Annotated in this window: 20 protein-coding genes; 8 read left to right on the top strand and 12 right to left on the bottom strand. The window is 45.8% G+C overall.

Going from position 1 to position 20,665, the window contains the following annotated elements; translation table 11 throughout:
• Positions 1–40 precede the first annotated feature (40 nt).
• From AB6D07_RS01620 to cysQ, 4 genes are all read left to right on the top strand, one after another.
• Entirely contained in the window at positions 41–754 is a 714-nt protein-coding gene (locus AB6D07_RS01620) for a ComF family protein (RefSeq protein WP_017102437.1), read from the top strand.
• A 109-nt stretch (positions 755–863) separates the two neighbouring features.
• The gene (nfuA, locus tag AB6D07_RS01625) at positions 864–1,448 is read left to right on the top strand and encodes a Fe-S biogenesis protein NfuA (protein WP_004735612.1); all 585 of its coding nucleotides are present in this window, start codon (positions 864–866) and stop codon (positions 1,446–1,448) included.
• A gap of 345 nt (positions 1,449–1,793) precedes the next feature.
• Positions 1,794–2,345 carry an ADP compounds hydrolase NudE gene (gene nudE / locus AB6D07_RS01630; RefSeq protein WP_029222824.1) on the top strand — a complete coding sequence of 184 codons (552 nt, stop codon included), beginning with the start codon at positions 1,794–1,796 and terminating at the stop codon, positions 2,343–2,345.
• A gap of 36 nt (positions 2,346–2,381) precedes the next feature.
• Positions 2,382–3,209: a 3'(2'),5'-bisphosphate nucleotidase CysQ gene (gene cysQ, locus AB6D07_RS01635; protein WP_017102439.1), complete on the top strand. Its 828-nt coding sequence runs from the start codon at positions 2,382–2,384 to the stop codon at positions 3,207–3,209.
• 144 nt (positions 3,210–3,353) lie between these two features.
• Here cysQ and AB6D07_RS01640 read toward each other — a convergent pair whose 3' ends face one another.
• The 12 genes from AB6D07_RS01640 to gspC form a co-directional block, all read right to left on the bottom strand.
• Positions 3,354–4,133: a type II secretion system protein N gene (locus AB6D07_RS01640; RefSeq protein ID WP_017102440.1), complete on the bottom strand. Its 780-nt coding sequence runs from the start codon at positions 4,131–4,133 to the stop codon at positions 3,354–3,356.
• Between the two features lie 7 nt (positions 4,134–4,140).
• Positions 4,141–4,623: a type II secretion system protein M gene (locus tag AB6D07_RS01645; protein WP_009848017.1), complete on the bottom strand. Its 483-nt coding sequence runs from the start codon at positions 4,621–4,623 to the stop codon at positions 4,141–4,143.
• A gap of 19 nt (positions 4,624–4,642) precedes the next feature.
• On the bottom strand, positions 4,643–5,890 hold the full coding sequence (gspL, locus tag AB6D07_RS01650) for a type II secretion system protein GspL (RefSeq protein WP_017099266.1): 1,248 nt from the start codon (positions 5,888–5,890) through the stop codon (positions 4,643–4,645).
• A complete protein-coding gene (gene gspK / locus AB6D07_RS01655; protein WP_012603008.1) occupies positions 5,859–6,908 on the bottom strand; it encodes a type II secretion system minor pseudopilin GspK in 1,050 nt (349 codons plus the stop codon). Before gspK ends, gspL begins: the two co-directional genes overlap by 32 nt.
• Complete coding sequence (gene gspJ, locus AB6D07_RS01660; protein ID WP_017099559.1) at positions 6,892–7,659, bottom strand: type II secretion system minor pseudopilin GspJ; 768 nt, start codon at positions 7,657–7,659, stop codon at positions 6,892–6,894. The genes gspK and gspJ overlap by 17 nt, the downstream gene beginning before the upstream one ends.
• Complete coding sequence (gene gspI, locus AB6D07_RS01665) at positions 7,646–8,056, bottom strand: type II secretion system minor pseudopilin GspI (protein ID WP_017102441.1); 411 nt, start codon at positions 8,054–8,056, stop codon at positions 7,646–7,648. The genes gspJ and gspI overlap by 14 nt, the downstream gene beginning before the upstream one ends.
• Positions 8,043–8,636: a type II secretion system minor pseudopilin GspH gene (gene gspH / locus AB6D07_RS01670; protein ID WP_017099561.1), complete on the bottom strand. Its 594-nt coding sequence runs from the start codon at positions 8,634–8,636 to the stop codon at positions 8,043–8,045. Before gspH ends, gspI begins: the two co-directional genes overlap by 14 nt.
• Positions 8,637–8,735: 99 nt before the next feature.
• Entirely contained in the window at positions 8,736–9,179 is a 444-nt protein-coding gene (gene gspG, locus AB6D07_RS01675) for a type II secretion system major pseudopilin GspG (protein WP_017102442.1), read from the bottom strand.
• Positions 9,180–9,267: 88 nt separating this feature from the next.
• The gene (gspF, locus tag AB6D07_RS01680; protein ID WP_009848024.1) at positions 9,268–10,488 is read right to left on the bottom strand and encodes a type II secretion system inner membrane protein GspF; all 1,221 of its coding nucleotides are present in this window, start codon (positions 10,486–10,488) and stop codon (positions 9,268–9,270) included.
• A 1-nt stretch (position 10,489) separates the two neighbouring features.
• On the bottom strand, positions 10,490–11,992 hold the full coding sequence (gspE, locus tag AB6D07_RS01685) for a type II secretion system ATPase GspE (protein ID WP_009848025.1): 1,503 nt from the start codon (positions 11,990–11,992) through the stop codon (positions 10,490–10,492).
• Positions 11,992–14,016, bottom strand: coding sequence for a type II secretion system secretin GspD (gene gspD, locus AB6D07_RS01690; RefSeq protein ID WP_372140697.1), 2,025 nt, complete (start codon positions 14,014–14,016; stop codon positions 11,992–11,994). The genes gspE and gspD overlap by 1 nt, the downstream gene beginning before the upstream one ends.
• Before the next feature lie 41 nt (positions 14,017–14,057).
• The gene (gene gspC, locus AB6D07_RS01695; RefSeq protein WP_017102443.1) at positions 14,058–14,981 is read right to left on the bottom strand and encodes a type II secretion system protein GspC; all 924 of its coding nucleotides are present in this window, start codon (positions 14,979–14,981) and stop codon (positions 14,058–14,060) included.
• Between the two features lie 279 nt (positions 14,982–15,260).
• Between gspC and hslR the strand changes: the two genes are divergently transcribed.
• The 4 genes from hslR (at position 15,261) to AB6D07_RS01715 (ending at position 20,646) form a co-directional block, all read left to right on the top strand.
• Positions 15,261–15,647 (top strand): ribosome-associated heat shock protein Hsp15, encoded by a 387-nt coding sequence (gene hslR / locus AB6D07_RS01700; RefSeq protein ID WP_012603005.1) that lies wholly within the window; start codon positions 15,261–15,263, stop codon positions 15,645–15,647.
• Between the two features lie 18 nt (positions 15,648–15,665).
• Positions 15,666–16,559 carry an Hsp33 family molecular chaperone HslO gene (hslO, locus tag AB6D07_RS01705; RefSeq protein ID WP_009848029.1) on the top strand — a complete coding sequence of 298 codons (894 nt, stop codon included), beginning with the start codon at positions 15,666–15,668 and terminating at the stop codon, positions 16,557–16,559.
• A gap of 337 nt (positions 16,560–16,896) precedes the next feature.
• Entirely contained in the window at positions 16,897–18,522 is a 1,626-nt protein-coding gene (gene pckA, locus AB6D07_RS01710; protein WP_009848030.1) for a phosphoenolpyruvate carboxykinase (ATP), read from the top strand.
• Between the two features lie 153 nt (positions 18,523–18,675).
• Entirely contained in the window at positions 18,676–20,646 is a 1,971-nt protein-coding gene (locus tag AB6D07_RS01715; RefSeq protein WP_029222825.1) for an AsmA family protein, read from the top strand.
• The last annotated feature ends 19 nt before the right edge of the window (positions 20,647–20,665 follow it).

Here is a 20,665-nt window from a genome sequence, read left to right on the forward strand (position 1 = left end):
TGAGTAAAAGGAACACCATAACCCAAAAGCATCACGAGCTATGTTATCCGATTGGCTACAAAAACACACACCACGTCTGGTCACACCTCAATGCGACCTGTGTAAGCTAGATAAGTCGCACAGCGATACTCACCCTAGATGGTGTAATTCTTGTCTCAAACTCTTTGATCCAGTTCCTCGCTGCCAACGATGTGGTTTAAAAACGCTGCTCACAGTAGAGCAGTGCGGGCAATGTTTATCACAGCCTCCACCTTGGCATCGTCTCTATTGTGTTGGGGACTACACCTTTCCAACAGCACGTTACATTCAGCAAATGAAGTACGCCGATAAGTTTTGGTTTGCACGCGATCTGTCAAAGCTATTAGCTTCACGTATCGAACATCCTGCTTCGATGATCACCAGTGTCCCTCTGCATTGGCGTCGATATATTCATCGTGGCTTTAATCAAAGTCAGCTGCTCGCTAATTACACAGCTCAAGAACTTGGCGTTAAAGATGAGGTGCTGTTCCGTCGAATTCGCTCAACAGCTTCTCAGCAAGGGCTAACTAAATCCGCGCGATTACACAATCTAAAGAGTGCTTTTACGCTTAGAAAACAAGACTTTCATGGAAATATCCCCTCTCACGTCGCGATAATTGATGATGTTGTAACCACCGGCAGTACTGTGTATCAATTATGCCAATTACTACTTGAAGTAGGTGTGAAAAGGATTGATATTTACTGCATCTGCCGCACTCCTGAGCCCTCTGGATAGAAGCTGTGAATCGCTACTTGTACAGCAATCCAACAAAAAAGGGCTGAATTACAAGTCTGACAGGAGTAGAATGGCGCTAATAACCTACAAATCTACTCAGGTATTCGTCGTGTCAAATATTACTATTACAGAAACAGCTCAAACTCACTTTGCCAATCTGCTGTCACAGCAGCCTGAAGGTACAAACATTCGTGTGTTCGTGGTAAACCCAGGCACACAAAACGCTGAGTGTGGTGTTTCTTACTGCCCAACAGATGCTATCGAAGCGTCTGACACTAAGCTTTCTTTCGACGCTTTCTCGGCATACGTAGATGAGTTAAGCCTGCCATTCCTAGACGAAGCTGAGATTGACTTCGTGACTGACAAAATGGGATCTCAACTAACGCTTAAAGCACCAAACGCTAAAATGCGTAAAGTATCAGACGACGCAACTCTGATAGAGCGTGTTGAGTATGCAATCCAAACCCAAGTGAACCCACAGCTTGCTGGCCACGGCGGTCACGTTAGCCTAGTAGAGATCACTGAAGAAGGTGCTGCTATCGTTGCATTCGGCGGTGGTTGTAACGGTTGTTCTATGGTTGATGTAACGCTAAAAGAAGGCATCGAGAAAGAACTTCTTCAACAATTCGAAGGTGAATTGACAGCCGTTCGTGATGCAACTGAACACGATCGCGGTGAGCACTCTTACTACTAATCATTTTTACTACTAGGCACTTTACAACTAAGTGCTCCTACGGCTAAGTACTCATACAGTCTTAGCCAGTAGGTAGTTAAAGATTCAATCAAAAGGTTGATGCGCAAGCATCAACCTTTTTTTGTGTTTAAAACAGCAGAAGCACTCCTCAACCGTATATTTCCCGTTCAATGCCAACAATAGTGAGGCGTTACCATTTGCAGTAAGGTATTCAAGTGATCGCAATCGGTTCCTGCTCCAATAATTCTAGGATATGAAAGCTAGGATCTAGGAACTCACCGTCATTTCCCCTATATTAGAATGACTTTATAAGAAAGAATTCCAATGAGTTAAGGAGTGAGCGCAATGACAAAAAGGACCAAACCAGAAATTTTGGCTCAGCAAACTGTCGCTCAATCAAAACTGTTCTCTATCGAGTCTCTCGATTTACGCTTTTCAAACGGTGAAGAGCGCACTTACGAACGTATGAAGCCCAGCGGCCGAAACGCAGTCATGATGGTTCCCATTACTGAACAAGGCGATATTCTGTTAGTACGTGAATACGCTGCGGGTACAGAGCGCTATGAACTCGGCTTCCCAAAAGGTCTAATTGATCCAGGCGAACAACCAAATGAAGCCGCCGTTCGTGAACTAAAAGAAGAGATTGGCTTTGGTGCCAACAAGCTTACTCCTCTAAAAGAAGTGATCCTTGCACCCTCTTATTTCTCTAGCAAGATGACGCTGTTTATCGCAGAAGAGCTCTACACAGAGAAACTAGAAGGTGATGAACCAGAGCCACTAGACATTGTGCGCTGGCCACTTGCTCAAGCCGAAGAACTGTTAACGCATCTCGACTTCTGTGAGGCTCGCAGTATTACCGCCCTACTATTAGCCCTTCGCGTATTAAACAATAATTAAAACAGTCAGAATCACTCGAAGAGTAAGAGAATATTTATGCCAATAACAAAAGATTTGTCTCACCTGCTGCCCTCTGTCATTGAGATTGCTCGCTCTTCTGGGCAACTGATCTTAGAGATCTACGAGAAAAAAGATTACGAAGAGTTTACCAAGAGTGATGATACGCCCGTCACTAGTGCTGATCTCGCCGCTCATAAACTGATCTCGAAAAAACTTAGCGAACTGACACCTGATATTCCGGTGTTATCGGAAGAAGCCGCTGATATCAGCCTAGAGCAACGTTCTCAATGGGATCGCTACTGGTTGGTTGATCCGCTGGATGGTACGCAGGAGTTCATTGCAAGAAGTGGCGATTTCGCGACAATTATTGCCCTAATCGAACACAACAAGCCGGTAATGGGCGTCGTGTACGCACCGGTTTCAGGTGTGAGCTATTACGCTTACAGTGGCAAAGGCGCTTGGAAGATCCCAGATCTTAATGACAGCGTTAAAATCAAAACGCATCGTCACGAGCTACCAAACCAATCGATCGCGATGGCAATCAGCCGTCGCCAAGACATCAATCGAATAACTAACCGTATGAGCTCTGCTTGGAACTACGACTTAGTTCCTCTTGGCTCTGCTGCGCTTAAGGCATGTTTAGTCGCAGAAGGTGCTGTGGACTGTTATCTACGTATTGGACCAACCGGAGAGTGGGATACCGCAGCAACCCAGTGCATTGTTGAAGAAGCTGGCGGACGAATCTTAAGTACCCAGTTAGAGCCGCTTTCGTACAATGAAAGAGAGACGCTTGAGAACCCGAACTTCATTGTGCTTGGTGATGCTGACTTACCGTGGGCAGAAATCTTACAAGGCAAAGACTAAACTCGACGGCTTTGGTCGCGGTTAAGCAGTTAAGCAGTTAAGCAGTTAGGCATTCAAACAAAATGGGCACCTCATTGAGGTGCCCATTTTTTATATCTCGTTATTTGATAACCAACGGATGCTAGTTCAGAAGTAGATACCGGATTAAAAACGACCTTGGTAGGTAAACTGGTACTTACCTTGGCTGTCAGGGTTGCCCAACCACTTAAGCTGACTCTGCATCGCAGGTGGGAATTCAGCGCCCGGCTTAAACCATGCGGCCGAGGTGTAGCTTTGATTTGGCGTTACGCTCGCAGAAAACTCACTATCAACTTGAGCACTCTTCTGATTACCTTTCGCTGAAACAGTGCTGTTTTCACAACTGATGTCAGCAATCACAGGGCCAAAATCTAACGAGCCAACCGGAGAATCAACCGCAGCGCCCGACCAAGCCACGGTACCTTCGCCAGATTGACACCAAGGTTGAGCATGAACCGCATGTTTGATAGTCAGTTCAACTTGTCCTGCAATAGACACTGGCACTGGGATAGTAGGCGCATACTTCATCACGTTACTAGCAGGCATTGATGCCACTAAGTTTTCCGCGTAAGCACCGCTCATGCTATACCCGACAAGCCCTTTACCAGATAAGTTCATGTCGCTGTTACGTCCAAAGCGAACCGCAAGTTCTGCTTTGGCTTGGAATAGCTTAGAGAACTGGAAGTCCCACTGCACTGAGCCGTAATTGACACGCTGCCACGCAATATTGTTAGCGCGACCTTGCCAAACCGTACCCTCAACACCTTCAATGCTTAAACCACGTACAACGGGCGCATGTTTAAGAACAAAAGAAGCCGGCAAGTTCAGCAACAAACTTACCGAGAAAAAAACGATAAAGATGCTGCTAAATAACAAACCATACTTAAAAGATAAACCGCGTTTCACATTAACCTCATTTAAACTGTAGTCGGTTGACGTCAATAACCCCAAGGCTATCAGAGCGATCAATATCCATAAACTCAACCTCAACACCCTGCTTTTCTTTCAGGTATGTCAGCCAATCAACAAATTGATTAAATGGCAAAGGTTTAATCCACACTTGCAGCATCTCGCCACGTGGTTGCACTCGTATCAATTCAATCTTGAAACGACGCATAGATGCAGGCACGGATTGATTCAGAGGCTGACTAGCACTAATGCCACCATTGCCTCTTAGTTCAACCACCTCATTGGCTTTATTGGTAACCCAAGCCAGTAGTTGCTTTTCACTTTGAATGCGACTCTGTGCCAGTTCAGCTCGCTGACTGAGGGGCTGTATTAGCCCCCAATAAATGATACCTACTACCAATAAAATTGAGCAACCAACGACTAATCGTTGCTCTCTTTGACTTATTGAAGTCCACCACGCTTGGAGTGGTTCAATTATATTTCTCATCACAGATCTCCTTGCGCAGTTACTGACGGGGCTTAAGGGTAAAACTGCCAAATACGGCATCGCCATTACGGTTCAATGGCCCTTGTTCAACGGAAAACTTCTCTTCAAGTTTCACTTTCGCCGTTTCAAAATGTTGAAAATCAGCGCTTTTAGCTTGTAATCGAACTTCAGAACGATTGCCATCATAGCGAATGCTTTCGACTTCGATCGATTTCACTTGTCCTAACGTTTCTGGCAGCAATGCTAACCAACCAAGTAAGGAGTCACCATCGCCTGAGCCACCGTATTTCTTAGCTTCGTCATTCATCTGACGCTTAAGGTAGCTTACTGTCGGAATTCGTTGTTTGCCTGGCAGAACGGCTCTAAAGATACGCTCACTCTCCATGCGATAGGCTTGTGCCTGTGCTTCGTATTGCTGCACCTTCAACACTTGTTGAGTCACAATCACGGCCACCAGCAAGCAAGCAGCAATCGCCACCTTCTGCCATACACGCCAATATTTACTGAAAGAAGATTTGGTTTTAAAGGTGCCCGTCAGTAAATTTACGCCGCTTGTGATCGCTTGTTGACTCAGCAAAGACATCACTAATTCCGCAGGCTTTGCTTGCCATTCCATACCGCTTTGCTGTTGTACATCGTCGCTCGGCATTGCGGTATAGCTGAAGATAGTCGTAGGTTGCTCTTCGTCGTCAGCCACAACCCAATCACTTTGCAAAAACATCGGTAACCATGCTTCGCTGATCGATACGGCTTGATAGTTACCTTGACGTTGAGAGTGACCTTGACGTAATAGCCAATGCTGGTCGATTTGCAATGCACTGATGCCTTGATCTTCAACAGGCACGGCTAGTGTATCTGGTAGCACCTTACGGAAAATAATATTGGCTTTGCGAAACTGGTCTAAAGCTTGTTTTAACCATTCGCGATCTACACCACACACAGTAGCGTGCGTTGCGTCTTTATCTAAAATGGTTAGATGTAAGTCTTCGATATCTTGTGCCACTTCGTCTTCTAACAAAAATGGCAGCATAGAGTCGAACTGGCGAGCAGCACCTTTCGGAATTTCAACACGCTTAATTAAGCACTCATTTCCCGGCAATAAAGCGATACAGCTACGCTTTTCAGCGTAAGGCGTTAACTCATCAAGCTGATCCCAGCTAGACAGCTCACCACTTGCTATCACTTCTTGTTGGCTTGTCGACCAAACCAACCACTGCACTGGGCTTTGTGGCTCGCTACTCAGTCGAACGGTCAGAAACTCGCTCACGGATTCCTCCAAAACGACGGCGTACTACCGTCACTGTTTCTCTATTACTACTATAGAAAAGCGTTCGTATACGTACACGAGACTGCTCAACTAATACCTCTGCATCTAGCTCAAAATAGGCGCTATCTACAGTTAAATATGCTTTCGCTTGTTTGCTGATTTCAGCACTCACACCAACAATAGCAGGCTCAGCCATAAACGCATCCACCGAATCCCAGCCATCAAATGGGCGCTTGTCTATCAGCTGTTTGGCGTCCGATTCACTTAGACCGGGTGCAAACATTGCTTCCAGTAAAGATGCCTGCTTTTCCGAGATGGTATTCACGTTTAATCGGAAATCATCAGTGGGCAAAGCACAAATAAATGGATGTACCTTTTCCATTGCCTCACCAGAGACCTGATAAACGGCTCGCAGCTCCGATTCATCCGCTATTAAGCCATTCGCCGCCAAATAAGCTGGCTTCATCGCCTCATAAGTGCTGTCTTCTACACCCGTAGAAGAGGTGGCTCGAGTATCAGAGTCCAGAAATTCCCAACTTGAATTTGCGATAACCTCAGCCTGATAAGGCTCCACATCTTGGTTTTCCAGTAAGGTTTGCCAAACCTTCACTAAATAAGGGGTTTGGTTACTTGATGTCGTCGTAATCCCAGCGAGCGCATTAAGATTGAAACAAGCCTGCGCATCAACGATACGCCCTTTAACTTGGCCATAATCCAATGGGTATACCTGCTCTTCTAACGCCCATGGCTGGCTTAAGTTAACCGTATCACTATCTTTATAACTTTGCCTAATACCGTCTTGGACAAGCGCTTCTACACCAATGCTATACCAGTAAGCCTGTTGGTAATTCAGTTGATTGCCAACGCGCTTGAATTGCGTAAACAGACGCTCCGACATACTGCCAGCTATGGTTGCCATGATCGCCAAAAGCATCAGAATAATGATCAGCGCGACACCACGCTGTTTACGCCCCACAGCAGACCTTGTCAGTGCAGGCTTATTAGTTTGATGAATCATTATTCCCCTCATTACTGCCTGAAGAGTCACTGTTTGAAGAATCATCGACCTGATCTAAGGCGCCACTTGGTGTGAGATAAACACGTTCTATCTCACCGTAATCTTTCAGTGTCAGCTTAAGTCTCACCGCTTTAGGCAGTGATTTATCGGTTTGCCACTCTTTGCCCCAGCGGCTTCCGTCATAAAACTCGAACTCCAGGTTCTCAACATCATCAAGCAGAGGAGTAATCACACCTTGTTGGCCGGCAGGTGTATCGGGGTAACGCCACCATACACGCTCAAGCGTTTCCTCTTTTATGCGGTAGCCTACTTTGGTGACTTCTCCGCGAGGGAACTGCTGCTGTGGGTTGTGCCAACCAAGGCGAGTAAACATGATGCCAACACTGTCGGAATCCAGTAAATACTCTTTCATTAGGATCAGCTTAGATGATGCTTCTTCACCATTGGTACGAAATTGTCGTACCGCCATCTGGCGAAAATCATTATCTAAAATGACTAAACTGCGTTGCAGTTGATTTAAACGAGCACTGCGCTCAATAGAGAGTTCGTTGCTTCGTTGGACCTGATTTACCACCTGATAAGCCGCCATGCTTAACGTGGAAAAGATGGCAATCGAGACCAAAACTTCGATTAAAGTAAAGCCTCTCCCTTTTGAAGATAGACCTTGTTTACGAGGCTCTCGCTTATTGGCGGACATGCTCTCGCTTGGCGACTTGCTCTTAGCTAACGACACGCTTTTAATTGACCACATAACTGCGCACCGTGACCACTGGAGAAGCTTTCTTACTGGTTGCTGCACTCACATCAAACGCCTTTAATAAATTATCGCTGGTATCGATGGGAGTCACCTTCCAGAACCACTCTCTTCCCGCTAACTCTTGCGTGCCCTGCGCTTTTTTAAGCTTCTCAGGATGCAGCATGACTAAGGCCATCTGGTTATCAACAACCATCGCCGCGAAGGTTTTTTCTTCTAAATAACTGAGGGTATTAATGTGTTGGGTGACAGCACGAATCACACTGATCGCCGCCGTAGCGAAGATAGCGAGCGCAACTAATACTTCAAGCAGAGTCATTCCTCGAGAACTAAGAGTCATTCCTCGAGAACCAAGAGGCATACCACGAGAACGAGAACGGTTATTCCTCTTCATCTTCTTCTCCCGGCTCTAGCAGTCGAATCACACCATTATCCAACACCCGAATACGCCAACCATCTTGTATGGTGTCTCCGGTATTTGGATAAAACGATAATACAAATGGCGTCATTTCAGCACTCGACAAGATGTATATCTGAGGTGGCTTGGGCTTTTTTTCCTCTTCAAGATCCGCAAACATATCTTCATCAAACAAGCTTCCGGGATTGAACAAACGATCATCGTCTTCCCATGCGCCACCACCTAAAGTCAGTGACAACGCGAGTTCTTCCGGTAATTCAGTTGAAGAGGGGATTTTTTCAAATTCGACTTCTTGCCAACCTTCTGACTTAAGAGCCATCAGAACGTAAGTCGATTTCTTTTCATCGACACGAACGCCAAAATCCAAGCCACTCAAAATAGCCTCTTCATTGAGTAATTGAACTCGTTGATAGAAGCTTTGAGCGTATTTTTTTGCGACATCTTTGCTATTGGTCGGAATAGTCGCGATCACCGCGACCGCCGTTACTGACAGTAATACCAACACCAAAAGAATCTCAATCAAGGTGAAACCTGGCTGTGTTTGCTGAGTTTTCACCTTGTAGACTCCATCTGTTTACGTCCTACCATCAATAACGTATCAACTAACACGAACTGTTCACCAACAGGAACTTATCAAGCGACAATAAACCGAAGCTTATTGGAAATCTTGCATGTTCCAGTTACCGATATCCGCAGCGATACCTTCACCGCCTTCTTGGCCGTCAGCACCAAGCGTAAAGATATCGATAGTACCGTTATCACCTGGGCTTAGGTATTGATACTCATTGCCCCATGGGTCGTTAGGCAGACGCTTAATGTAGCCACCGTCACGGTAGTTACGAGGCTCTGGACTGTTTGGCTTAGAAACCAATCCATCAAGGCCTTGATCCGTTGTTGGGTAAACACTGTTATCCAGTTTGTACATATCTAGCGCGTTCTCTAGCGCCACGATATCCGTGATGGCTTTCTGTTGATCCGCCTTCTCTTTGTTACCCAAAAGGTTAGGAACAACAAAGCTAGCTAAAACACCAAGAATAACCACAACAACCATCACTTCCAATAGAGTAAAGCCTGACTGTTTTTTCATTTTATTTTTCATTATTTTCTCCAAATTACAGATAGCGAGTTGAAGGTAATAATGCCCTTCTTCTCGATAATCCAAAAACTAACGTCTGATGAGCAGTACGTTATCCACTCATTAAATTGTTCATTTCAAGCATCGGCATCAGTGTCGCCATCACGATAAACAGCACCAAACCGGCCATCAACGCGATAAGCGCTGGGGTGAAAATGCCTAACGCGATATTGACCGTCGACTCAAAGCTTTGGTCTTGGTTGTCTGCCGCTCTTGTCAGCATCTGTTCCAACTGACCACTCTGCTCACCACTGGCAATCATATGCAGCATCATCGGTGGAAAGAGTTTGGTTTGATCCAACGCTTTACGTAGGCTTGCGCCTTCTCTAACACTGTCTGAAGCCTGTAATACTTGTTGTTTCACATGTTGATTCGACATCACATCAACCGCGACCTTCATCCCTTCAAGGATTGGAATCGCACTCGAGGTACAAATTGAGAGTGTTCGTGCAAAACGAGAGGTATTGATCCCTTTCGCAATCTTGCCGATCAGCGGAATACTCAATAGTTTGCGATCCCAGCTCATGCGAACACCCGGCTTTTTGAGCGCGGTCTTAATCAACACAATCACACCAATGATCAACAACAGTAATTGGATGCCCCAATTCTGGATAAATTCACTCGATGCCAATAAAAATTGTGTCGACTGAGGAAGCTCTTGGCCCATTTGGATAATAGGCTCGACGATCTTAGGTACCACGGTTGCCAACAGGAACGAAACAATCGTCACCGCAAACACCACCAGCACCACAGGGTAGATCATCGCTTGTAGCAGCTTAGAGCGCATCTTCTGACGATTTTCTGCGTAATCGGCCAGTCGCTCCAATACCGCATCTAAGTGACCAGACTTCTCACCCGCCGCAACCATGGCCCTAAACAGTTCATCGAAGATGTGTGGATAATCAGACAAGCTATCCGCTAGCGAGTAACCTTCTGTCACTTTAGATCGGACTGCCAATAACATAGTTCGAATACGTGGCTTTTCAGACTGCTCAGCGACCGCTTTCAAGCACTCTTCTAGCGGCATGCCTGATTGAACGAGCGTGGATATTTGACGAGTAATCAACGCAAGATCTGGCGTACTGATACCACGCTTAAAGCTGGTCGAAGGCTGAGTACCTTTCGCATTTTTCGCCTTAGCTTCGGTCATCTCAACCGGCATTAAACCTTGTTCTTTTAAACGTTGGCGAGCCTGACGAGCATTATCCGCTTCAATCGAACCCTTTTTGCTCTTACCTTTGGCATCCAGCGCTTTGTATTCAAATGCCGCCATACTAGACTTCCTTAGTCACTCGCATCACTTCTTCTAAGGACGTTACCCCTTTCAGAACTTTGCTCAAGCCATCATCTCGAATACTTGGGGTTGTGCCACGAATCGCTTTCTCAATTGCCTGTTCTCCAGCTTCACTGTGAATCAGCTCTTGTACCGAATCGTCAATCATCAGTAGCTCATGAATACCGGTACGACCTCGATAACCTTTATGGCCACACTCTTCACAACCTTTTGCATGGTAAAGTGTGAGGCTCTCTTTCTTCTTCATACCAAACAGCTTTTTCTGTTCTTTATCTGCTTCGTAAGGTTCTTTACAGTCGTTACACAGAGTACGAACCAAGCGCTGAGCCAAAACACCCAGCAGAGAAGAAGAGATCAAGAAAGGTTCAATGCCCATATCACGCAGACGCGTGATCGCACCGATTGCCGTATTGGTGTGAAGAGTCGACATGACTAAGTGACCCGTCAAAGAGGCTTGAACAGCGATCTCAGCAGTCTCTAAATCACGGATCTCACCAATCATTACCACATCGGGATCTTGACGAAGAATCGCACGTAAGCCGCGCGCAAAAGTCATATCAACCTTAGGGTTTACCTGTGTTTGACCAATACCATCAATATCAAATTCGATTGGGTCTTCAACGGTAAGGATGTTGCGTTCGTTACTGTTGAGTTCTTGCAGGCCAGCGTACAAGGTCGTTGATTTACCCGAACCCGTAGGACCGGTAACCAAGATAATACCGTGTGGACGCTGAATAAGTTTACGAAAGTTCTCGTGGTTCTCTGCCGTCATACCCAAACTGTGTAGATCTAGGCGAGTGGCGTTTTTGTCCAACAGACGCATTACTACACGTTCACCGTGTGAAGAAGGCATGGTAGACACACGCACATCAACCGCTCGGCCACCGATACGTAGAGAAATACGACCGTCTTGTGGCACGCGTTTTTCCGCGATATCCAGCTTAGCCATAACCTTGACACGCGAAACCAACAGCGGAGCCAACTTACGGCTTGGTGCTAACACATCACGCAGCACACCATCAATACGGAAACGGATCGACAGTGACTTTTCGAAGGTTTCGATATGAATATCCGAAGCGCCTTCTTTAATCGCCTCACCCAACATCGCATTAATTAACTTGATGATCGGTGCGTCGTCTTCTGATTCAAGCAAGTCTTCGTCTTGTGGCAACTCTTCCGCTAACGAGAAAAAGTCGTCATTGTCGGCACCAATATCTTCCATTAACTGTCGAGCTTCCGACGAGTCACGCTGATACGCGTCCGTCAGTTTTTTATCAAATTCGTCTGCGCTGATCGCTTGTGGCGTGAAGCCATTTTTCACAACACGGCTCACTTCAATGATCGCCGCCGATTTCAGAGGTTCAACATAATAAAGTACTGGCGCGCGCTCCGGGTGCTGATATTCCAACACCATCTTGTAGCGATTCGCAAAGCTAAACGGCAAGCGCTGATAAGTACGTGCCGCCCCTACCAATTCAGCCATTATTCTGCTTCCATTTGATCGATGAAGGCTTGGATTTCAGCAGGATGATTCATGCTATCGCCAAACTTAGGAAGTACTGGAATATTATCGTTATCCATCAGTTTCAAGCCTTGCTCTGCCTTATACAGTTGCTCAGCACGGATAAAGTTGTATTTGCGTTGTGTGATACCATCTGCCGTCATGCCATCACGAATAATGGTTGGCTTGATGAATACCATTAGGTTCTTTTTCTCAACCTGAGTACTGGTTGATTTGAACAGATGTCCAAGAACAGGAATATCCCCCAAGAATGGGACCTTAGACTCACTCTCCAGTGCGCGCTCGTCAATCAAGCCACCCAACACCAGCATTTGACCATCTTGAACAATCACTGACGTATTTAGCTGACGCTTAGCAAAACGAACATCTACGGCCCCGTTTGCCCCTAATACGTTCGACACTTCTTGTTCTATTTGCAGTTGAACCGAGTCACCTTCATTGATTTGCGGTACGACTTTTAGCTTAATACCCACTTCTTTACGTTCAACCGTTTGGAATGGGTTATCGTTACTTGAACCGGCGGTCGAACCCGTTAGAACAGGCACCTCTTCACCAACGATAAACGACGCTTCGCCGTTATCCATCACCGTGATACTTGGAGAAGACAGAATGTTTGAGTTTGAATCGGTTGCTACCGCACTGATCAACGCTGTCCAGTCGCCCATAACCACACTCATTGCAGCACCATTAACGCCAGAAAGAGCAGATGCTAACGTTGAATAGTCACCCTTTTCTGTCGTGGTTTCATTACGTAGGAAATTATTATCCTTATCGTAAACCGCTTTAGTTGTTGTCGAGTCTTTTGCTTCTTCTAGACCCACCATCACACCGCCAATCGATGCACCGGTATTGCTGTACTGAATCATGGCACCCGTTTCTAGGTTGCCCCACTGCACACCCAGGTTAACGCCGTCACCTTCTGCCATTTCAACAATTAAGGCTTCAATCAACACTTGAGCACGACGGATATCGAGTTGAGCGATCACGTCTTGCAGCGCGTTCATGATGTCTGGCTGTGCGGTAATCACCAACGAGTTAGTATCGCTGTGAGCCGAAATCATCACTTGGTTGCGCTGCGATGAACTGCCTTTGGTTGATGTTTGTTTCTCTGATTGCAGGTTGTCAGACACGCCTTTCAGCACATCGACTAAGTCTTCCGCTTTTGCGTATTTAAGGTAGATAACTTGGTTGTTACCCTTAGTCGCCATTTCAACATCAAGCTGTTCAATCAACTTTCTTAAACGACTGCGTACTTTAGGGTCGCCTGAGATAAGAATTGCATTGGTACGCTCATCGGCAACTAATTTAGGCTGCAGGAAGGCAGGGGTGTTTTTAGCATCTGTGGTTTTACTTAGTGCATCGACTATACGCACCATCTCCGCGGCGGAAGCATTCTTTAGTTCAACGACCTCAATCTCTTTATCACCCGCTTGGTCTACACGCTTGATGATCTCTGCTAAACGTTTTACAACCGCCGCACGGCCGGTAATCAAGATGATATTTGCAGGATCGTAGTGCACCACGTTGCCCGCGCCCGCGTTGTCATTCAGTTGACGAAGCAGAGGAGATAGCTCACGAACCGAGACATTACGAACCGTCACAACACGTGTCACAACGCTGTCGCCTGTGATCGAATCACGGTCGCCAACAACTGGGATTGCCGAGGTTTTAGAATCTTTCGCTTTGATGATCTTAAGAACACCCGAGTCCATTTCAACGACTGCATAGCCGTACACTTCTAATACGTTTAAGAAGAAGCTGTAATATTGCTCTTCATTGAGTACGTCGTAGCTGCGTACATCGATTTTTCCGCGCACCGAAGGGTCGACGATGATCGTCTTCTCTAGATTACGACCAACAATATTAATAAACTCTTGAATATCAGTGCCTTTAAAGCTGGCACTAAAATCACTCGCGATGGCGGCGGGTGTGCAGATTAAGCTTCCTGCCAATAACCATGCACTTTTCTTAAACCAATGCTTCACGTACTTCTCCTACACTTTCGTCCTTCGTTAGACGCAAAGTTTTAAAATTCAATAAACACTTCATGTTGTTGACCATCTCTCTCGACGACGAGATTTAGCTCTGTCAGCTCTGAGATAGAACGGAATATGTTGCCCATAGCAGCGGGGTCTGTCAGGTCTTGCCCATTTAACTGAGTCGCGATATCTCCGTTTTGGAGCCCTACTGAGTTAAAAAGTTCTGAATCTTTGCCTGGACTCACTCGATAACCAATCACTTTATCGTCGCGCTTGACCTGGGACAGTCGAACATATTGGAAGATTTGTTGCGGATCTTTCATTATCTTCGCTTTAATTTCATCTAGCTTTTGCTCTGCTGAAGCAGGGTTATTACCACGAACCGAAGAAGAAGCGCGAGGTGGCGCAGGGGCTGAGACAGCTAAACGCTTGTACTCAATACCTTCAAGCATCAAGGTTTCGTCTCGACCTGAGTTATCAATAATCACACGATCGACTAATACGGCTTTAAGCTTAGCTCTAGTGCCTTCTATCTCTTCATTAATTCCGTATGTTGCCTGCGTACCGCGATTGGCGATCACCGCTAAGCTCCGCTTTGAATTAGAACTGGCGACTGCACCTACCAAAACTAGATTTAATCGTGTCTTTGGTGCATCTTGGATAACTTGCTGCTCAACCACAACAGGCGTGGTTGGGTTATAGGCACCAAAAAGGTTGCTCCGCTGCAAAGAAGAGATATCAAGGGTCGATTGAGGAGTAGAAGACGATGAAGCTGTTGCTTTCCAAGGCACGACGGCTTGCTCAGCAGGTTCAATAAACCATGCAAGCTGCCCTAAAATCCATGCGGAAGCTGCAATCAACATACAACACATCGCTAGGCTTAGTTTCTGCTGAAGTACAAATCCATTTTCTAATAAGCGGCTCAACACAGGAGAATTACCTGCGCGATTCTTGAGCTCTAAAAAGTTCACTTTCCTTGCCCCTTTTCATGACGACAAATGCTGCAAATCATTAAACTTTCAGCTTTTTTATTCATTCGTTCGATACCAAGCTTATTTAAGCATAAGATCCTGAACTATATCATAGCAAATCTATAAAGCGGCATTACATGGCTATTTTGTATTATGACTTGAAAAAAATGCCAACCGCCTCCACTTTAAGCTTCTACTTAATGTAATTAAAAGCATGTTGCGCACTGTTCATTACAGTTAAACCGCATTCATTTCTCACTTAATAAGGCACAGCCCTATATGAAAACTACTAATGAAGCTGTCAGACTCGATAAATGGTTGTGGGCAGCTCGTTTTTACAAAACCCGGTCTATTGCTCGCAATATGGTCGATGGTGGCAAAGTCCACTATAATGGTCAGCGCAGCAAGCCAAGTAAAATTGTCGAACTTGGAGCAGTGATTACCCTGCGCCAAGGTAATGAAGAAAAGACGGTGACAATCGAGAAAATCTCGGCCCATCGTGGTGGAGCTCCTATAGCTCAAACCCTCTATGAAGAAACCACCGAGAGCTTGGCAAAGAGAGAAGAGTTTGCAACACAACGTAAACTGAACGCTCATAGCCCAGCACCAGAACGTCGCCCAGATAAAAAGCAACGTCGTGACATCATCAAGTTCAAGACTCAATAAGCTAGAAGGAATAGCCAAATGGCCAACCCAATGTCTACAAGTAATGTTTTAAATCGCTACCTATTTGAAGACCTATCAGTTCGTGGTGAATTGGTACAGATGGACGAAGCATACCAACAGATTATTTCTAGCAAGGAATACCCAGCGCCAGTACAAAAGCTGTTGGGTGAGCTACTGGTTTCAACGACGCTACTAACAGCGACTCTAAAGTTTGAAGGCTCTATCACCATGCAACTGCAAGGTGATGGCCCTGTATCTCTAGCTGTTATCAATGGCGATAACGATCAGAAGATCCGTGGCGTTGCTCGCTTTGATGGTGACATTGCCGACGACGCTGGCCTGCACGATCTAATAGGTAAAGGTCACCTAGTGATCACTATCGATCCTAAAAAAGGTGAGCGTTACCAAGGTATCGTTGGTCTTGAAGGTGACACTTTAGCTGAAGTCCTTGAAGGTTACTTCGCAAACTCTGAACAGCTAAAGACACGTCTATGGTTGCGCACGGGCGAGCATGAAGGTAAAGCACACGCTGCTGGTATGTTGCTACAAGTGATGCCAGACGGCACTGGTACGCCAGACGACTTCGAGCACCTAGAGCAGCTAACTGACACAGTTAAAAATGAAGAGCTATTCACTCTAGAAGCAAACGAACTGCTTTACCGTTTGTACAACCAAGAGAAAGTACAACTGTTCACACCACAACCGGTTGAATTCTTCTGTGGTTGTTCACGTGACCGAAGCGGTGCCGCTATCATTACTGTCGCTCAAGAAGAGATCTACGACATTCTTAGCACTGAAGGCAGCGTTGCTCTACACTGCGATTACTGTGGCACAAACTACTCGTTCGACAAGAATGATGTTGATGCTCTGTATGCAGAAGCAGCAGATAAAGGCAGCAATACGGTTCATTAATTTACGGCGTACCAAAAACACGTAATTTACCCCAAAAAGGTCAGCACTACGCTGGCCTTTTTTGTGATCAAAATATCGCAAACTCCGTAACATCTCGTAATAAAATCACCTCTTAATTTTAATCAATTAATAATGTTCTCTCCTCTAGCGCAAAGGTTTGCGTACAGGATAGACTAGTCAGGCCAATATGTGATGAGGCGCTTAAAACCCCATGGTTAATATGGATATTTTTTGAGCTATATCCCTGTTTCCCCCGAGCCTCGTTGCTAGCATGGTGAGCAGATAACAATAAAAAATTAATACAAAATCCCTACAAAATATCCTACAAGGAGCACCTATGACCGTTATGGAACATACTAAGGCTGCACAAATTGATCTAACTAAGCACGGACTGACTGGCGTTACTGAAGTTCTTCGTAACCCTAGCTACGAGCAGTTATTCGTTGAAGAGACACTGCCAGGTTTGGAAGGCTACGAAAAAGGCGTAGTAACGGAACTAGGCTCTGTTGCGGTTGACACTGGTATCTTTACTGGCCGCTCACCAAAAGATAAGTACATTGTTAAAGATGACACCACGCGCGATACCATGTGGTGGTCAGATCAAGGCAAAAACGACAACAAACCGATTACAACTGAAGTATGGGATGAGCTTAAAGAGCTTGTGACAACTCAGCTATCTGGCAAGCGCCTGTTTGTCATTGACGGTTACTGTGGTGCTAACCCTGATACGCGCTTAAGTGTACGTATTATCACTGAAGTAGCATGGCAAGCGCACTTCGTTAAGAACATGTTCATTCGTCCAACAGACGAAGAGCTAGCAACGTTCGAACCTGATTTCGTGGTAATGAACGGTGCTAAAACAACTAACCCTAACTGGGAAAAGCAGGGTTTAAACTCTGAAAACTTCGTTGCTTTCAACCTAACAGAGCGCGTTCAAATCATCGGCGGTACTTGGTACGGCGGTGAGATGAAGAAAGGCATGTTCGCAATGATGAACTACCTACTTCCTCTGCAAGGCATTGCTTCAATGCACTGTAGTGCTAACGTCGGTGAAGAAGGCGATGTAGCGATTTTCTTCGGCCTATCAGGTACCGGTAAAACAACCCTATCAACCGACCCTAAACGTGAGCTAATCGGTGATGATGAGCACGGTTGGGATGACGATGGTATCTTCAACTTCGAAGGTGGTTGTTACGCCAAGACCATTCGCCTATCTAAAGAAGCAGAACCTGAAATCTACAATGCTATCCGTCGCGATGCGCTACTAGAAAACGTAACGGTTCGTGGCGATGGTTCTATCGATTTTGATGACGGCTCAAAAACCGAGAACACTCGTGTTTCTTACCCGATTCACCATATCGACAACATCGTTAAGCCAGTATCAAAAGCCGGTCACGCTCAAAAGGTTATCTTCCTGACTGCTGATGCATTTGGTGTGTTACCACCTGTTTCTAAACTGACTCCAGAGCAAACGAAGTACCACTTCCTATCTGGCTTCACTGCGAAACTAGCAGGTACAGAGCGTGGTATTACTGAACCAACACCAACGTTCTCTGCGGCATTTGGGGCGGCATTCCTAACTCTTCATCCAACTCAGTACGCTGAAGTACTTGTGAAGCGTATGGAAGCAGCTGGCGCTGAAGCTTACCTTGTGAACACTGGTTGGAATGGCACTGGCAAACGTATCTCAATCCAAGATACTCGTGGCATCATCGACGCTATCCTAGATGGCTCAATCGACCAAGCTGAGACTAAGGTTATCCCTATGTTTAACCTAGAAGTACCACTAGCGTTGCACGATGTTGACCCAGCGATTCTTGACCCACGTGACACGTACACTGACCCTCTACAATGGGAAAGCAAAGCGAAAGATCTAGCAGAGCGTTTCATCAACAACTTTGATAAGTACACAGACAACGCTGAAGGTAAGTCACTGGTTGCGGCTGGCCCTCAACTGGACTAACCCAACATCTGCTCGGGCCAAGCTAAAAGCGAACGCCCAATTTAAAGTGATATTTTTGTAGCAAGCCCCTCTTTTGAGGGGCTTTTTTGTTGATGCTTGACCCTTTTTGTTCCACTCTGTTTTGAGACGATTGAAATTTAAGGCTTTCAGGGAATGAAAAAGGTATTCATGGTGTTCGGCATTGCGTTGGCTATCGCCGTTGCAACTATCGCAGCATTGCTATTAAGCCTGCAAACCCAATACCGTGCGGATGTTACTAACTTTTTTATCAAACATGCGATTGAACAACCTGTGCTCATTGAAGATGTTGAGTACCAGGCGCCTTATCACATCACCTTAATGGGCATTACCCAAAGCCAACCTGAAAAACAAACACCGCTGTATATCGACAAGGTTGACCTTTGGTTCAGCTCAGACTCTATTCTTGAAACTAAGCTGGTTTTGGACTCTGTATTGATCAGCGGACTGCAGTTAGAAGCCGACGACCTAGAAACGCTCGCCTCTTTATTTACCCAGCCAAGCATTAAGATCCACCAGCTGGCCATCAACAATCTCGACTTTTCAACCCCAGATTTTAACGCGCGAGGCATCGATCTTCAGATCTCCGACCCAACGTGGAACAACGACAACTCACTTCTACCTTATGGAAAAACCCAACTTTCTGCCTCACAGCTGTATTGGCAAGGCGAAGCGTTCGATAACCTGTTGATTGACCTAGATCTTAAACCAAGTGATAGCACCCTGTATGGCGCTTCGTTTGACTGGCGTGGTGCCAAAATTTCTGGTCAAGCAGAGCAGTATCAGCAAGATTGGTCGTTGGTGAATGTGACCGTCGATGGCTTACGACTCAATCAGAAACAGACCCAAAGCCTACTAAGCAAAGAGTGGGATGTGACAGGTATTCAGATCAATCACATCAATAGCTTAGATATTCTGCGTAGCGATGTAGAGTGGCAAGACGGCCACCTCGCAGCTTTTGATGCCTCACTAGAAAATATCCAACTGCCTTTTGAGCTGTGGAAGCAACAGAGAGCCATTTTCTCTCTGCAAGCAGAGGGAGTGACCATTGATGAAGACATGTTCATAGAGCCAAGTATCAAGCTCAATTTAGATCCGAAACAGATTCTGATTGAAGACTTCTATACTCAATTCCTACAGGGCACTGTTCAACTTAATGGCAAAGTAACCCCTAACAGCATTCTATTAGCACAGCTCGACCTGCAAGGTATAAAGTGGATTACGGAAAGCCAAGATAGCCCTCTACCCGCCACTCGCTTGATACCTTGGCTCACGCAGCTCCAGAATGTCGAAATTAGCCGAATTAACATAGAACGCAGCCAACTTATCCAACTCGCACAAAAGCCTTACTGGCAGGTCTCAGGATTACATATCGAGGGGTATCAAGTTCAACTTCTACAAGATAGAAAGCTAGGTCTGTGGCAAGGAAAGCTGATGGCCAGCGCGAATGATGCCAGCTACCAAAACATTATTAGCGCTCAACCAGTGGTTGAGATGAATAGCGAGCAAGGAAAATGGACGCTGACACGCCTGTTTATGCCACTAAAGCATGGCTATGTTGAAGCCAATGCGACACTCGATTTTAACCAAATCAGCAAGCCATGGAGCATAGATATTTCTGCCGATGGATTACCGATAGCTCCCATATTACAGCAACTTGAACTACCGCTCGACGCAACCGGTTATGGCGAGTTTGAACTTCAAGCTGCAGGTTTATACGGCGATTCATTAATGCTCGGCTATTCCACAACAGGTCAACTCACTGGTAGCGTTCGTCAAGGTGTGATGACCTTTAATGACAAGCTTTCTGAAACATCGACTGATAACGTATTTGAAATCCCAGAGCTCAATGCGAATTTTGACCGTGGACGCTTCACACTCGAACCAGCGCACATTATTGGTGCATCGGCAGCAGAGCAAGGCGAACAAAGGATTCAAACGTTAAATGGCGAAATGTCTGGGGAGCTCGACTTGCTAAAGGCAGAGCAACACACTCTCTCTATTTCACTATCCGACCCATGCCACCAAATATCAGGAAAGCTCACCCAAGCTGAGTATTCCGAGATTAACGACTGCCAACAAAAAAGCGCCACTCCACAAGAGTAGCGCCTTCTATCTGTATCTT

The sequence above is a fragment of the Vibrio sp. 10N.239.312.C11 genome, assembly GCF_041466065.1.
Taxonomy (GTDB): domain Bacteria; phylum Pseudomonadota; class Gammaproteobacteria; order Enterobacterales; family Vibrionaceae; genus Vibrio; species Vibrio tasmaniensis_A.